This is a genomic window from Micromonospora sp. NPDC050980, from assembly GCF_040653835.1.
GTDB lineage: Bacteria > Actinomycetota > Actinomycetes > Mycobacteriales > Micromonosporaceae > Micromonospora.
In genome coordinates, this window is sequence record NZ_JBFAGS010000001.1 from 458,093 (window position 1) to 473,821 (window position 15,729).

10 protein-coding genes are annotated in these 15,729 nt (G+C 73.0%); 7 read left to right on the forward strand and 3 right to left on the reverse strand.

The features are described 5' to 3' along the window. The first annotated feature begins 352 nt into the window (after positions 1 to 352). A complete protein-coding gene (locus AB0H28_RS02240) occupies positions 353 to 1,078 on the forward strand; it encodes a methyltransferase domain-containing protein (RefSeq protein WP_358032940.1) in 726 nt (241 codons plus the stop codon). A 36-nt stretch (positions 1,079 to 1,114) separates the two neighbouring features. Here AB0H28_RS02240 and AB0H28_RS02245 read toward each other — a convergent pair whose 3' ends face one another. Next, positions 1,115 to 2,122 (reverse strand): LacI family DNA-binding transcriptional regulator, encoded by a 1,008-nt coding sequence (locus AB0H28_RS02245; protein WP_358032943.1) that lies wholly within the window; start codon positions 2,120 to 2,122, stop codon positions 1,115 to 1,117. A 149-nt stretch (positions 2,123 to 2,271) separates the two neighbouring features. Here AB0H28_RS02245 and AB0H28_RS02250 point away from each other — a divergent pair, with 149 nt between their 5' ends. From AB0H28_RS02250 to AB0H28_RS02260, 3 genes are all read left to right on the forward strand, one after another. Next, positions 2,272 to 3,780, forward strand: coding sequence for an alpha-N-arabinofuranosidase (locus tag AB0H28_RS02250; RefSeq protein ID WP_358032945.1), 1,509 nt, complete (start codon positions 2,272 to 2,274; stop codon positions 3,778 to 3,780). 292 nt (positions 3,781 to 4,072) lie between these two features. Further along, positions 4,073 to 5,731: a family 10 glycosylhydrolase gene (locus tag AB0H28_RS02255; RefSeq protein WP_358032947.1), complete on the forward strand. Its 1,659-nt coding sequence runs from the start codon at positions 4,073 to 4,075 to the stop codon at positions 5,729 to 5,731. Between the two features lie 173 nt (positions 5,732 to 5,904). Beyond that, positions 5,905 to 6,447: a phospholipase gene (locus AB0H28_RS02260; RefSeq protein WP_358032949.1), complete on the forward strand. Its 543-nt coding sequence runs from the start codon at positions 5,905 to 5,907 to the stop codon at positions 6,445 to 6,447. Between the two features lie 150 nt (positions 6,448 to 6,597). On the opposite strand, the gene AB0H28_RS02265 is transcribed toward AB0H28_RS02260, so the two are convergent. After that, the gene (locus AB0H28_RS02265) at positions 6,598 to 9,408 is read right to left on the reverse strand and encodes an adenylate/guanylate cyclase domain-containing protein (RefSeq protein WP_358032951.1); all 2,811 of its coding nucleotides are present in this window, start codon (positions 9,406 to 9,408) and stop codon (positions 6,598 to 6,600) included. A 127-nt stretch (positions 9,409 to 9,535) separates the two neighbouring features. After that, a complete protein-coding gene (locus tag AB0H28_RS02270) occupies positions 9,536 to 9,757 on the reverse strand; it encodes a zinc ribbon domain-containing protein (protein ID WP_358032953.1) in 222 nt (73 codons plus the stop codon). Between the two features lie 56 nt (positions 9,758 to 9,813). Between AB0H28_RS02270 and AB0H28_RS02275 the strand changes: the two genes are divergently transcribed. The 3 genes from AB0H28_RS02275 to AB0H28_RS02285 all read left to right on the forward strand — a co-directional run bounded on the left by AB0H28_RS02275 (position 9,814) and on the right by AB0H28_RS02285 (position 15,568). Beyond that, positions 9,814 to 11,112 carry a lytic murein transglycosylase gene (locus tag AB0H28_RS02275; RefSeq protein ID WP_358033823.1) on the forward strand — a complete coding sequence of 433 codons (1,299 nt, stop codon included), beginning with the start codon at positions 9,814 to 9,816 and terminating at the stop codon, positions 11,110 to 11,112. A gap of 72 nt (positions 11,113 to 11,184) precedes the next feature. Next, positions 11,185 to 12,201, forward strand: a complete 1,017-nt coding sequence (locus tag AB0H28_RS02280; protein WP_358033825.1) for a GNAT family N-acetyltransferase — start codon at positions 11,185 to 11,187, stop codon at positions 12,199 to 12,201. A gap of 94 nt (positions 12,202 to 12,295) precedes the next feature. After that, a complete protein-coding gene (locus AB0H28_RS02285; RefSeq protein WP_358032956.1) occupies positions 12,296 to 15,568 on the forward strand; it encodes a lamin tail domain-containing protein in 3,273 nt (1,090 codons plus the stop codon). Positions 15,569 to 15,729: the final 161 nt, after the last annotated feature.

Here is a 15,729-nt window from a genome sequence, read left to right on the forward strand (position 1 = left end):
ATGATCGGCGACTCCTTCCCGGGGGACGACCTGTCCGAGCCGGTCGGCCCGCAGCAGGGAGCACTCCGGAGCGCCTTTGGAGCTGAGAGCAGAAACGACTCAGCGGCCCCGGGCGCCCGGTCCCGTCGGTGAGTCGTTCGTGACATCAGCTCCAAAGGCAACCAGGACCGAACTCGGGGCCGGGTCACGGCATGCGCGGCCCCCGACACTCTCCCTGGTCAACCCGGCTCGTCGCGTCGGCCGTCCCGGCCCCGCCGGTTGAGCGGGCAGTTCGGGTGGGCGCGGGCCCGGCGGGTGGGTACGTGGCGTGTATCGAGGCGGAATGGGGGTAACGCGCGGCCGGAGGTGGCGCATGGTGGCGACGGGACAGGCCGCGCTCTCGGGCGAGCGGCTCCGGCAGACCGACGGTTTCCTCGCCGAGGCGTGGACCGACCTGGCGCGACACGACGAGCGGCTGCGCGGGACGAAGGTCGAGGTGCGGTTCGACCGGGGCGTGGCCCACCTGACCGGCGAGGTGGCCGATCCGGCGGAGCTTCGGCTGGTACGGGAGCTGATCGGCCGGTTGGCCGGGGTGCTCGGGGTCTGGTGCCGGGTCGGCGTGGCCGGCCGTCCACCGGTGGTGGTGGACCTGGGCTGCGGGGCGACCAAGCAGTGGCCGGGCAACCTGGGGCTGGACATCTATCCGGCGGCGGGGGTGGACGCGGTCGCCAACCTCTCCGGCTCACTGCCGCTGCGCGACGACTCGGTCGACGTGTTCTTCGCCGTGCACATCGTCGAGCACCTGATCGACTTCCTGCCGCTGTTCGACGAGTGCCACCGGGCGTTACGGCCCGGCGGTGTGCTGCACGTGATGAGCCCCTGGTGGCGGCACGTCAACGCGGTGGCCGACCCGACCCACGTCCGCCTGCTCGACGTGCAGACGTTCAAGGGCATCTGCGGTCAACGCCCGCCGGGCACCCCACGCTGGTATCCGCTGCACGTGGGCTGCGACGGCGCCTCCGTCTTCGCCGACCTCACCCCGCTGCCCCCGGACGCCCCCGCCCCGTCCCCCGCCCACCTGTCCCGCTTCTTCGACTGATCCGCCGCCCACCCGACCCGACGGCGAGGGTGGCAGTCAGGCGAGGGGGGCGGATTCGCGGAGGGCGAGGCGGTGGGGGGCGACCAATTCGCGGGGCGGGGCGTCACGGTCGGTGGTGAGGCGACCGGCGAGCAGTTCGACAGCGAGGCGGGCGATGCGCTCCTTGTCCGGCGCGACGGTGCTCAGCGTGGGGATCGAGAAGCGGCCGTCCTCGATGTCGTCGAAACCGGTCACCGCGACGTCCTCGGGGACGCGCAGGCCCGCCTCGTGCAGGGCCCGCAACGCCCCGAGGGCGAGCGTGTCGTTGAAGCAGAAGACGGCGTCCGGGCGTACCCCGGCGGTGAGCAGGTGCCGCATGGCGGCGGCGCCGTCCGCGCGGTGCCAGGCCGGCGCGGGCGCTACCAGGCGGTCGTCGTACGCGATGCCGGCCTCGGCCAGCGCGGCGGCGTAGCCGGCCAGGCGCAGCCGGGCGCTGGCGCCCTCGGGGGTGCGCTGGGAGCCGATCGCGGCGATCCGGCGGCGGCCGAGCCCGACCAGGTGGGTGGTGATCTCGCGGGCGGCGGCCACGTTGTCGATCATGACGTGGTCGGCGGCGCCACGGTCGACCCGTTCGCCGAGCAGCACCATGGGCAGACCGTCGAGGTTCGCGAGGTCGTCGGCGGTGAGCGCGAGCGGGCTGAGGATCAGGCCGTCGATCATGTGCTCGCCGATGCCGCCGGCGGCTTTGCGTTCCTGCTCCGAGCCGCCGCTGGTCTGGTCGATCAGCACCGTCCAGTCATGTTCGGCGGCGGCGGCGACGACGTGGCGGGCCAACTCGGCGAAGTAGGGGGTGTCCAGTTCGGGCACGGCCAGCGCGATCAGGCCGGTGCGCCCCTTGCGGAGGTTGCGGGCCGACAGGTTGGGCCGGTAGTGAAGCTCGGCGATGGCCTCCTCGACCCGCGCCCGGGTGTCGGCGCGGACGTGCTGGTAGCCGTTGACCACGTTCGAGACGGTCTTCACCGACACCCCGGCCCGCTCCGCGACGTCCTTGAGCCTGTGCCGCACTGACTTCCTCCCGCCGAGCGCTCCGGGCGCACTCTACCGCGTCACGACGACGTGACGACCTCTTTACAACACCCGTTACAACGTTGTAGAAATCAGGGGCAGGGTGACCGCGGTCACCGTCAAGCGGCCCCGAGGGAGAGGTGACATCCGTGCCGAACGCGCAGCTCACGGTCGACCCGGCGTTTCGGGTCGGCGCGGCCGACCGCCGGATCTTCGGCTCCTTCGTCGAGCACATGGGGCGCTGCGTCTACGGCGGGATCTACGAACCCGGGCACCCGGGCGCCGACCCCCGCGGTTTCCGCCGCGACGTGCTCGACCTGACCCGCGAGATGGGCGTCTCCGTGGTCCGCTACCCCGGCGGCAACTTCGTCTCCGGCTACCGCTGGGAGGACGGCGTCGGCCCGGTCGGCGACCGGCCACGCCGACTCGACCTGGCCTGGAAGACGATCGAGACCAACGCGTTCGGGTTGGACGAGTTCATGACCTGGGCCGGTGAGGCCGGCGTCGAGCCGATGATGGCGGTCAACCTCGGCACGCGCGGCATGCCCGAGGCGTGCGACCTGCTGGAGTACGCCAACCACCCGGGCGGCACCCAGCTCTCCGACCTGCGCCGCAAGCACGGCGCGGAGCAGCCCTACGGGGTGCGGCTGTGGTGCCTCGGCAACGAGATGGACGGGCCGTGGCAGGTCGGGCACAAGACCGCCGACGAGTACGGCCGGCTGGCCGCCGAGACGGCCCGCGCCATGAAGCTGATCGATCCCTCGATCAGCCTGGTCGCCTGCGGCAGCTCCGGCCGGGGCATGCCCACGTTCGCCGCCTGGGAGGCGACCGTGCTGGAGCACACCTACGAGCACGTCGACTACATCTCCGCCCACACCTACTACGACCCCTCCGACGGCGACCGGGCCAGCATCCTCGCGTCCGCGGTCGACATGGACGCCTTCATCACCGAGGTCACCGCCACCGCCGACCATGTCGGCGCCAGGCTTCGGCAGCGGCGCAAGCTCAAGATCTCCTTCGACGAGTGGAACGTCTGGTACCAGTCCCGCCTCCAGGCCGACCTGGACCGGCGCGGCTGGGTGGAGGCGCCGGCGCTGATCGAGGACGACTACACCGCCGATGACGCGGTGGTGGTCGGCGACCTGCTGATCACCCTGCTCCGGCACGCCGACCGGATCGGGGTGGCCTGCCAGGCGCAGCTCGCCAACGTGATCGCCCCGATCCGCACCCGCACCGGCGGTCCCGCCTGGCGGCAGAGCATCTTCCACCCGTTCGCCCTCACCGCCCGCTACGCGCGCGGCACCGTGCTGCGCACCGAGCCGGTCGGCCCCACGTACCCGACGAAGCGCTACGGCGACGTGCCGGTGCTGGACACCGTCGCCGTGCACGACGAGGAGACCGGCGATCTGGCCGTCCTCGCGGTGAACCGCGGCCCGGACAACCTCCCGCTCGACCTGGACCTACGCGGCCTGCCCGGCCTGCGCGGCGAGGCGCACACCACCCTCGCGGCCGGCGACGACCCGGCCGCCACGAACACCGAGGCCGACCCCGAGCGGGTCACGCCCCGGGAACTCAGCACCCCCACCCTCGACGGCGGTCGCTGCACCGTGGCGCTGCCCGCCACCTCCTGGAACCTGCTGCGCTTCGTACCGCAGTAAGGAGGGGCCCCCGCTTAACGTTTCCGGTAGAGAAGGGGCCCCCTCTCAACACCTCAGGAGCTACCCAGCCGTTTCCACGACCCAACTCGGCACGTGCGGTGTCGGAATGGTCACCATGCGCGAGGCGGTTCCGCCCGCCGCGCGTCGGGTGTGGATGCCGGCGCATCGATCCGGGCCGGGGTCTTGCGCCAGGTCCGGATAGATGAAAGTTTCCTACCGGTGGGTTGAAGTTTGCGGCGAATGTTGCCGTAGCCACCGTCCGACCCCGGACCCGACGAAGGGACCGCACCGCATGAAGGCAACTCCACTCAGGGCTGCCGCGCTGGCCGTGGCGCTGCTCGGCGCGCTGGTCGCCGGCGCTCCGGCGCAGGCTGCACCGCACCACACGTCAACCTCGACGACCACCGACTGCGTCACCGACCCGGCCACCCCAAAGCGGCAGTTCCGGGCCATGTGGATCGCCTCGGTGACGAACATCGACTGGCCCAGCAAGGACTCCTGGACCGCACCGGACCAGGTGGCCAAGCAGAAGGCGGAATACCTGGGCTGGCTCGACCTGGCCCAGAAGCTCAACCACAACGCGGTAGTGGTCCAGGTCCGCCCGACCGCGGACGCGTTCTGGCCCTCGCCCTACGAGCCGTGGTCGGAATACCTGACCGGCGTGCGCGGCAAGAACCCCGGCTGGGACCCGCTGGCCTTCCTGGTCGCCGAGTCGCACAAGCGGAACCTGGAATTCCACGCCTGGTTCAACCCGTACCGCGTGTCCATGCCGGCGCCCGGCGGCGCCGGCGCCGACCTGTCGCAGCTCGCGCCGGACAGCCCGGCCCGCGCGCACCCGGACTGGGTCTTCGCCTACCCGCCGGCCGGCGTCGCCGGCAGCCGGCTCTACTACAACCCCGGCATCCCGGCGGTCCGCGAGTTCGCCCAGACCGCGATGATGGACGCGGTCAAGCGGTACGACGTCGACGGCGTGCACTTCGACGACTACTTCTACCCCTACCCGAGCGGCACCTACCAGGTGCCGGACGACGACGCCTTCGCGCAGTACAACCGCGGCTTCACCGACCGGGCCGACTGGCGGCGGGACAACATCGACCTGCTGATCCAGGAGATGAACGCCAAGATCAAGGCGGCCAAGCCGTGGGTGAAGTTCGGGGTCAGCCCGTTTGGCATCTGGCGCAACGCGTCCGCCGACCCGAACGGCTCGGACACCACCGGCTCGCAGTCCTACGACATCATCTCCGCCGACACCCGCAAGTGGGTCAAGCAGGAGTGGATCGACTACATCGTGCCGCAGCTCTACTGGTACATCGGCCAGTACCCGGCCGCCGACTACGCCCGGCTCGTGCCGTGGTGGGCGGAGCAGGTACGCGGCACCCACGTCCAGCTCTACATCGGCCAGGCCGACTACAAGAGCGGCGAACCGGCGTACGGGTCGTACTGGATGAACCCGCAGGAGCTGTCGAACCACCTGACGTTGAACCGGTCGTACCCGGAGGTGCTCGGCAACGTGCACTTCTCGGCGGTGCAGGTGCGGGCGAACCGGCTCGGCGCGACCGACATCTACGCGGCCGAGCACTACTCGCGGCCGGCGCTGGTGCCGACCATGACGCACCTGCCGCGCAAGCCGCTGCTCTTCCCGGTGGTCACCCGGGCCCAGCGGGACGCGGACGGGGTGCGGCTGAGCTGGCGGCAGCCCGCTGACGGCAAGGGCCCGTTCGGCACCGCCACCTCTTACGCGATCTACCGGTTCGACGGCCTCGGCCTGGCCGGTCGCTGCGACTTCGCCGACGCGTCCCACCTGGTCGCCACCGTGCGGGCCACCGGCGACGCCACCCAGTCCTGGGTGGACACGACGGCGGTCGCCGGCACGCGCTACACCTACTACGTGACCGCGCTCGACCGCCTGTGGAACGAGAGCCCGGCGAGCCTGCCGCGCTTCGTCCGCTGACCCACCCGAACGCCCCCGGCCGTCATCTCGGCCGGGGGCATTCGTCTGTTTGGGCGGATGTCAGCAAGTGGCCGCCCGAGCCATCCCCCGGCGTCACCACATTGATCGACACTCTTCGAAATCCGGAGATCCCGGAGCGCCCGTCCCGACGCCGACCACCCGGAGGTCCACTCGTGTCCCGACGCCTCGCCACCACCCTCGCCGCCGGCATCATCGCCCTGCTCACCGTGCTCGGCCTGGCCTCGCCGGCCGCCGCGGCGGTGAGCACCGCGCAGAAACTCTCCGTGCTGTCCACCTGGACCCAGACCAGCGCCAGCAGCTACAACGCCTGGAACAGCGCCCGGCTGAACAAGGCGCCCTGGGCCGAGTACGGCTTCGACTGGTCCACCGACTACTGCTCGTCCAGCCCGGACAATCCGCTCGGCTTCTCCTTCAACCTCTCCTGCTACCGGCACGACTTCGGCTACCGCAACCACAAGGCCATGGGCATCTTCCCGGCCAACAAGTCCCGCCTGGACAGCGCGTTCTACGCCGACCTGAAGCGGGTCTGCGCCACCTACAACGCGGTCGTCCGACCCGCCTGCTACAGCCTCGCCTGGACCTACTACCAGGCGGTCAGCGTCTTCGGTTCGGTCGCCGCGGTCCGCCAGGCCGACATCGACCGCGCCGCGAAGATGAAGGCCGACGCCGAACACCGCGCCGCCCTCCAAAGCTGACCCCCCACCCCCACCCACCCACCCACCCCCCACCCCCACCGACCGCCGCTGATTCACGGAAAGAGTGGCTATTCCACCCCGAATAGCCACTCTTTCCGTGAATCAGCGCGCAGATGGGTGGGGGTGGGGGGTGGGGGTGGGTGGGGTGGGTCAGGCGGTGGTGCTGCGGGGGTGGGCGGGTGGGCGCGAGCTGGACGGGCCGAACCAGAACGAGTCGGCCGTCAGGTCGGGGTGCTCGACGTGCAGCGCCAGCGCCGCCGCCTCGTCCAACCGCAAGCCGGCTCCCGCGCCGTACGCCGCGTCGAACGCCTCGTCGCCCAGCGTCCGGCGCAGCTCGGCCTGCCGGGCCAGCCAGTACGGCTCGAAGATGCCCGGCGTGGCCCGCAGGCTCGCCCGGGTCGCCTGCGCCGACCCGAAGAGCCGCGCCGCGGCCACCGTGTCCCCGGCCATGGCGCACCGCACCGCGATCGCGTTGATCGTCTCGCAGGCCCGACCCAGGTAGCCGTGGCTCATCCGGGACCGCAACGCCACCAACAGGTGCTCGTGCGCCGCGACCAGATCACCCCGGCCCAACGCGACCAGGCCCAACAGCATGTCCACCGACCGGCGACCCCGCTCCACCGGGCGGGCCGCCTCCACCGGACGGGCCGCGCCGAGCACCTCGGCCGCCTCGTCCAGCGCGCCCCGCCGCCAGAGCAACTCGGCCAGGTTGTAGACGGCGAGCAGCGCGTCGCCGACCACGTCCTGCGCGTACGCCCAGTCGAGCACCTCCCGGCAGACCCGCTCCGCCTCCGCGAACTGGCCCATGTCGACCAGCGGCGCGGCGCGGCCGGCCAGCACCCGGGCCAGCAGCCCCAGGTCGCCGGCCTGCCGGGCAGCCGCCTCGGCCCGCTGCGAGTAACGCAGCTCCTCGGCGAACTCCCCGTCCGCGCCCGCGTGCAGCGAATGCATGTGGTAGGCGGCGGCCAGCTCGGCCTCCGGGATGTCCTCGCCGGTCTCGGCGATCCGGCCGTAGAGCCGGAACAACCACAACCGCCCCTCCCGGGCCAGCCCGCGCTCGCGCCACCACTGGTCCAACCCGCCGGCCAGGTAGAGCCCCGACCGGGCGCTGCCACCGGTGGCGCACCAGCGCAACGCGGCCCGCAACTCCCCGGCCAGCGGGTCCAGCGCGTAGAGGGACAGGGTCACCGGCCGGCCGTCCGGGCCCAGGTGCGCCCGGTCCAGCGCGTGCCGCGACCAGGCGACGTGCCGGTCCCGGGCGGTCTGCTCCTCGCCCGCGGAGACCAGCCGGCGGGCCGCGTACGCCCGGATCGGGTCCAGCATCCGGTAGGTGCTGCCCGAGGCGTGCGGCTCCGCCAGCACCATCGACTTGTCCACCAGCACCGACAACGGATCCAACGGGTCCTCGTCGAGCAGCCACTGCACGGTCGGCAGATCCACCGGGCCGGCGAAGACCGACATCCAGCGCAGCAGCCGGGACGAGCGGGCGCCGAGCGTCCGGTAGGACCAGGTGACCGTGGCCTGGATGGTCAGGTGCCGCTCGCTGGCCGACCGCTGCACCGCCCGGGTCGCCGGCGTCGGAGGCGCCGACCCGGTCGCGGCGGCCACCAGGTCGACGGTGTCCTGCTGGTTACCGCTCCAGCCGGCCTCCACCGGCGGTGGCTCCGCCGAGTCCCGCCCCGCGTCCAGGGTGCCGAGCATGTCGTCGAGGCGTTCGGCCAACTGCCCGGCGGAGAGCACCCGCAGCCGCGCCGCGGCCAGCTCGATGGCGAGCGGCAACCCATCCAGCCGGCGCACCACCCGGCGCAGGTCGTCCTGCTCGGTGGGGTCCGGCGGCCGGCCACCCCGGGCCGCGGCCGTACGGTCCAGGAGCAGGGCCACCGCGTCGCTCCCGCCGACCCCCGGGCCCTCGTCCACCGAGAGCGGCGGGATCCGCCACACCACCTCACCCGGCACCCCGAACGACTCCCGGCTGGTCGCCAGCACCCGCACCCCCCGGCCGCCGGCCAGCAGCCGGGTGATCACTTCGGCCGACGCGGCCGGCTGAGCGTCGCAGGTGTCCAGCACCACGAGCATCCGGCGCGGCGCCGCGTACTCGACCAGGGTGTCGACCATCGGCCGGCCCGGCTCCGGGCGCAGGCCCAGCACGGCGGCGATCTCGAACGCGACAAGCCCCGGGTCGGTGACCGCGGCGATGTCGACGAACCACACCCCGTCCGGGTAGTTCTCGACGATCCCGGACGCCAGCTCCACGGCCAGCCGGGTCTTGCCCGCGCCGCCCGCGCCCAGCACGGTCACCAGCCGGTACGTCTCCACCAGCCGGCCCAACTCGGCCCGCTCGAAGTGCCGGCCGACGAACGAGGTGACCTGGGTGGGCAGGTTGTGCGCCGCCGCGTCGGCGGTGCGCGGACGCGGGAAGCGCCGCTCCAGGCCGGGCGCGACGAGCTGGAACAGCCGCTCCCGGTCGTCGAAGCCGCGCAGCCGGTGCAGGCCGAGATCGAGCAGGGACGCACCGTCGGGCAGCGGATCCGCGTGCCGGGCGGTGGCGGCCGAGCAGAGCACCTGACCGCCGTGCGCGGCGGCGGCCACCCGGGCCGCCCGGTGCACCTCCGGGCTGGCGTACTCACCGTCGCGGGGCTCCGCGTAACCGGTGTGCAGGCCCATCCGGACCCGGGGCGTGGCGTCGGGATTCGGCCACTCGTGCGCGGCGAGCGCGCGCTGCGCGGTCAGGCAGGCGCGCACCGCGGCAGCCGCGTCCGGAAAGGCGAGGAAGAACGAGTCACCCTCGGTCAGCAGCTCCGCCCCGTCGGTGCCGGTGAGCGTGTCGCGCAGCAGCCGGCGGTGCTCCGTCAGCACCGGCCGGTAGACCGGGCCGAGCATGCGGGCCAACCGGGTCGAGCCCTCGATGTCGGTGAACACGAAGGTCACCCACCCGCTCGGGAGGTGGATCAGTGGCGACATACGTCGAACCTCCGCCCGCTGACGTCGGGTTCATGCTGCCCTATGATCGCGTCGTCACGCATCGTGAGAACGGTCGGGCAGATTACCACCAAACGTTCCCACGGACGGCGTGCGTCCGCTGCCCGGTTCAGCAGCCGCAGGCGCCACCGCAGCAGCCACCGCCGGTCGGGGCCGGCGCGCCACCGGACGGCCCGGCGCCGCCCCGGCCGGTGAACGCGACAGTGGAGAGCAGCTTCATCGTGTCGGCGTGGCCCTGCGGGCAGGTGGCGGGTCGGCCGGCCTCGGCCATCGGGCGGTTGACCTCGAAGGTGTCGCCGCAGGCGCGGCAACGGAACTCGTACCGGGGCATGCCGCCAGCGTACGGCCGGACCTGACGTCGTCGCACGGATGGGTGATACTCGTCGGGTGGTGGACGGCGAACGGCGACCGACGGTCCGACCCCTGCGACCCGCGGCGCCGCCCGACGGCGACGCCGCGCCGGTTCCCCGACCCCGACGCGGTGGGCCCGCCACCCCCGCGCCGACGTCCACTCCGGAGCCCGCCACCGGCCCGGCCGCCGCACCCGCTGCGGCGGCGGAGGACCGGCCCGACGCCCCCACGAAGCGGGAGACCGGCGCCACCGTCACCGACCCGAAGCCGGACCGTGAGCCGACCGACGGCGCCGAGCCGGATCCGACGACGAACGACGGCACCGACGCCGAGCCGAAGGCGGCCGGCGGCGGCCCGAGGGCCGGCCGCCGGCGGATGCCGTTCGCGCACGCCGGCCGGATTCGGCCGCGGCAGCTCGCCGGGGGCGCCGCCCGGGCCACCCGGGCCTGGTCGCGGCGGCCGAGCGGACGCACCACGCTGCCGGCACTGTTCCTGCTCGTCCTGGTCGGGGCCGCCGTCGCGGCCGGCGCGGTGCTCGTGCCGGCCGCGGTGCGCAAGCCGGAGCGGGTCGCGGTCGAGGCCACCAGCGCCGCGCCGGTCCTGGGCGTACCGCAGACCGGTGGCGTGCCGGGACTGACTGCGGTGCCGGGGCTGACCGCGGTGCCCGGCCCCACCGGCCTGCCGGGCCGGCCCGGCGCCGTCGGCCCGACCGGCACGCCGCCGGCCGGTGGCGCCACCGCCGACCCGGTCCTACCGACCGGCCGGCCCGCCGACGCGCTGAGCGGGTGGGCGCAACGGGTCGGCGCCGCCACCGGCATCCCGGCCGTGGCGGTGCAGGCGTACGGCTACGCCGAGCTGGTGCTGGCGCAGACCCACCGCAGCTGCCAGCTGAGCTGGACCACGCTCGCCGCGATCGGCCACGTGGAGTCCCGGCACGGCTCGTTCGGCGGGGCGACGCTGCTGCCCAGCGGCCTGACCTCGAAGGAGATCCTCGGGGCGCCGCTCGACGGGCAGGGCGGCCGCTCGCGGATCCTCGACACCGACCAGGGCCGGCTCGACGGCGACACGACCTACGACCGGGCGCTCGGGCCGATGCAGTTCATCCCGAGCACCTGGGAGGAGATCGGTGCGGATGCCGACAACGACGGCGTGAAGAACCCGCACGACATCGACGACGCGGCGCTGGCCGCCGGCGAATACCTGTGCAAGGGCGGCCGGAACCTGACCATCCCGGGCGACTGGTGGGGCGCGATCCTCTCCTACAACGATGTGCGGCGCTACGCTCAGGACGTCTTCGCGAAGGCCGACGAGTACGGGCGCACCAGCGGCACGTGACGTGACGGCGCGCGTACATTCGCGGACTCAACCCTTCCCCCGAGCTGCGGTTGACGGCAAGCTAGACGGGTGATGGTGCGCGAGTGGGACCCTCGGACCGCGTCGTCCGCCGAGATCGCGTCGTTGCTGGACACGCTGAACGCGGTCCTGGCGGCTGATCTTCCGCAGGATCCACCCTGGCGGGCGAACTCCCTGCGGGAATACCTGTCCGAGGTGATGCCCGGCGAACGACGGATCTCCTGGATCGCCCAGGAAGACCCGGCGCCCGACGGCGCCCCCGGGGCGATCGTCGGGCACGTGCACGTGCTGCTGCTCGGCGGCATCGGCGTGCTCGAGGTGCTGACGCACCCGGCGCGGCGGCGCACCGGGATCGGCCGCGAACTGGTGCGGGTGGCCGCCCGCCGGGCCTGGGACGAGGGGTTCCAGTCGATCGGCGTCGAGGTGGTCGGCGACACCCCGGCCGTCGCGTTCTACGAGGCGCTGGGCTTCACCCGGGAATACGTCGAAACCCGCAGTGTGCTCGACCTCGGCGCGGTGGACTGGCCGGCGTTGACCGAGATGGACACCGGGGTGGGCGCGGGCTACCACGTCGAGTTCTGCCCGGGCGGGCCGCCGGACGAGCTCATCGAGGCGTACGCGCGGGCGAAGGCCGAGGTGCGCGACATGGACGACGGCGAGCTGCGTCCCAGCTCCTACGATCCGGAGCGGCTCCGCGACAGTCTCGCCACGCTGCACCGACGGGGCATGAAGCCGTACATCGTGCTGGCCCTGCACGAGCAGAGCGGTGAGGTGGCCGGGTTGACCGAGGTGGTGGTGCCGGCGCAGCACCCGACCCGGGCCGACCAGTACGACACCATCGTGGTCCGCGACCACCGGGGCCACGGCATCGACCGGGCCATCAAGGCGCGGATGCTGCTGGAGTTGCGCTCGGCGGAGCCCGAGGTGGCCGAGGTGCAGACCTGGAACGCGCAGGCCAACGAGTCGATGCTCAAGGTCAACGCGGAGTTGGGTTACCGGCCCGACCGGGACTGGTGCGAATACAGCGTGGACGTCGCCGAGCTGGTGCACCGGTTGGACAGCCATCGCTGACCCCTGTTCACCAAACGGCTGCCCGGGGGATGGACGACGGACGGCCACGACCCTTAACGTGCGTTAGTTCCCGCCCACCCATCGTGGAGGCTCCATGCGCCCGCGCCGCACACTGGCCGCGCTCGCGACCACCGCCGCCGTCACCGTCACGGCCATCGGCGTCGCACCCCCCGCGGCCAGCGCCGCGCCCACCGACCTGTTCATCTCCGAATACGTCGAGGGGTCGTCCAACAACAAGGCCGTCGAGCTGTTCAACGGCACCGGCGTCCCGGTCGACCTGACCGCCGGCGGCTACCAGCTCCAACTCTTCTTCAACGGTGCCACCACCTCGACGAACGTGGCGCTGAGCGGCACCGTCGCGGCCGGGGACGCGTTCGTCTTCGCCGCCGCGTCGGCCGCGCCGGCGATCCTCGCCCAGGCCGACCAGACGTACGGCGGCTCGCTGTTCAACGGCGACGACGCGATCGTGCTGAGCCGGGGCGGGACGGTGGTCGATTCCATCGGTCAGGTGGGCGTGGACCCGGGCAGCGAGTGGGGCAGCGGGCTCACCAGCACCGCCGACAACACGTTGCGCCGGCTGCCGTCGGTGAGCGCCGGCGACACCGACCCGGCGGACGGGTTCGACCCGGCCGCGCAGTGGGCCGGCTTCGTCACCGACACATTCGACGGGCTGGGCAGCCACACCGTCGACGGCGGCGGCCCGGTGGATCAGCCGCCGACGCTTACCTGCGGCGGCGCGCTCACCCTGGAGGCGGGCGCCACGGCGACCCGCGAGGTGACCGCGACCGACGCCGACGACACGGTCACCGATCTCGTGGTCACCGCGGTCGCCCCGGCGCCGGCGAGCGGCTCGATCACCCGTACCGCGTTCACTCCGGCCACCGCGGCCGGCGGCACCGCCCGCGCGACGCTCACCGCGACCGGCCTGCCGGCCGGCGGCTATACCGTCACCGTGACCTCGACCGACGCCGAGGGCGGCACCGCCACCTGCACGCTCGCCGTGCAGGCGACAAGCATGCTGTCCGTCGGTGAGGTGCAGGGTCGCACCGGCGACGACGAGGCCGCCCGCACCGACCGGTCGCCGCTCGCGCCGGCCACCGGCAACGGCACCAGCACGACGCTGTACGACGTCCGCGGCGTGATCACCAGCAGGTCGCTGACCCGCAGCTCGTCCGGGGCCGACCAGTGGGGCTTCTACCTGCAGAGCCGGCTCGGCAGCGAGGACGGCGACCCGCTCACCTCGGACGGCCTCTTCGTCTTCATGGGCTCGTTCACCACGCTGATCGGCGGCTACGCCCCCACCGTCGGGGACGAGGTGGTGCTCCGCGGACGGGTTTCGGAATACTTCAACCAGACCCAGCTCTCCGGTGCCTCGCTGGTCCGCAAGCTCGACTCCGGGCTCGACGTGGACACGGCGGTCCGGACCGTCGACGCGGTCCCGCCCGCCGAGGCGGACGCCGCCGACCTGTTCTGGGAGCGGCACGAGGGCGAGCGGATGCGCGTGCGGGCCGGCAGCGGCGTCTCCGCGCCCCGGCACATCTACGCCTCCACCGCGGACTCGGAGATCTACGTGCTGGACCGCGAGGACCCGATCATGAAGCGGTCCGACCCGTACGCCCGCCGGGTGTTCCGCGACGCCCACCCGCTGGACGACATCCCGGGCACGCTCTTCGACAACGGCAACAACCAGCGGATCCTGCTGGGCGCCGGCGGCGTGAAGGCGACCGCCGGTGACTCCGGCGCGCTGCTGCCCGAGGCTCGCACCTTCGACACGCTGACCGAGGACGCCTTCGGTTCCGTCTCGTACGCCTTCAGCAAGTACAGCGTGCAGCCCGAGCAGCTCACCCTGACCGGTGGCGCGGACCCGGCGGAGAACCACCCGCCGCTGCCGGCCGACCGGAACAGCGAGGTCGCGGTCGCCACCTACAACGTGGAGAACCTGTACGACTACCGGGACGACCCGTTCGACGGCTGCGACTTCGCCGGCAACAGCGGCTGCCCCGGCGTCAGCCCGCCGTTCGACTACGTGCCGGCCAACCCGGAGGCGTACGCCGCCAAGCTGGCCACCCAGGCGCGACAGATCGTCAACTCGTTGCACAGCCCGGATCTGATCCTGGTGCAGGAGGCCGAGGACCAGGACATCTGCTCGGTGGTCGACGGCAGCCTGGCCTGCGGCGGCAGCAACGACGCCGACGGTGCGCCGGACACGGTGCAGGAGTTGGCGCTGGCCGTCGCGGCAGCCGGCGGCCCGGCCTACGCCGCCGCGTACGACCGGACCGGCGCGGACGCCCGGGGCATCGCGTCGGCCTTCCTCTACCGCACCGACCGGCTGACGCTGGCCCAGGCGACCGCCGCGGACCCGCTGCTGGGCGCCGCGCCGACCGTCCAGTACCGTTCGGCCGCGTTGCCGTCCAACACGGACGTGCAGAACCCGAAGGCGTTCAACGCGGTACTGCCGGACGACGTGGACCGGTCGACAGGTGTGGACGGCAGCAACGTCTACACCCGGGCGGCGCAACTGGCCCGGTTCACCGTCCGGGCGGCGCCCGGCTCGGGCGAGCGGTTCACGCTCTGGGCCGTGGCCAACCACTTCTCGTCCGGCCCGGACAGCCGGGTCGGGCAGCGCCGCGAGCAGGCCGCATACGGGGCGGCGCTGGTGCGGGCGGTCGAGGCGACCGACCCGGACGCGCGGGTGGTCTACGGCGGCGACCTGAACGTCTTTCCCCGTCCCGACGACCCGATCGCGACCGGGCAGAACCCGACCCCGTCGGATCAGCTCGCCCCGCTCTACGAGGCCGGTCTGCACAATCTCTGGGACGACCTGGTCGCCGACGCGCCGGCGGCGGCCTACTCGTACACCTTCAGCGGGCAGGCACAGACGCTCGACAACATGTTCGTCAACGATCCGATGCACGAGGATCTGGTGCAGGTGCGGACGGCGCACATCAACGCCGACTACCCCACCGACGCTCCGGAGCTGGGTGACCGGGGCGCCAGCGACCACGATCCGACGGTGGCCCGGTTCCACTCCCGCGCGGCGCTGCGGGTGGCTGACGCCTCGGTGGTCGAGGGCGACAAGGGCACCAGCACGATGACGTTCACGGTCACCGTGTCCCGGCCGCTCTCCGAGCCCGCCCTGCTGTGTGCCGCCACCTACGGCACCACGGCGCAGGCCGGGTCGGACTACGACCCGTACGTGGGTTGCCGGGTGCTGGCCGCGGGTCGGACGTCGCTGGCATTCCCGGTCACCGTGCGCGGGGACCGCAAGCGGGAGGCGGACGAGCGGCTCAGGTTGTACGTGGCCGGCGTGCCGGGGCTCCGGCTCGCCGACCCGTCGGCCGTCGGGACGATCCTCAACGACGACTGATCTGCCTGGCCTCCGGCGGCCCGTCGCTCCGCTCACCAGCGGATCGGCGGGCCGCCGCGGTATCCGCAGCGCTGCGGATCCTTCGGTGGGGGCACGTTGCGGTATTTGGCGACCCGGACCTCCCACTGGCTGCGCCGCCGCAGCGCGTCCCGGACGGCCCG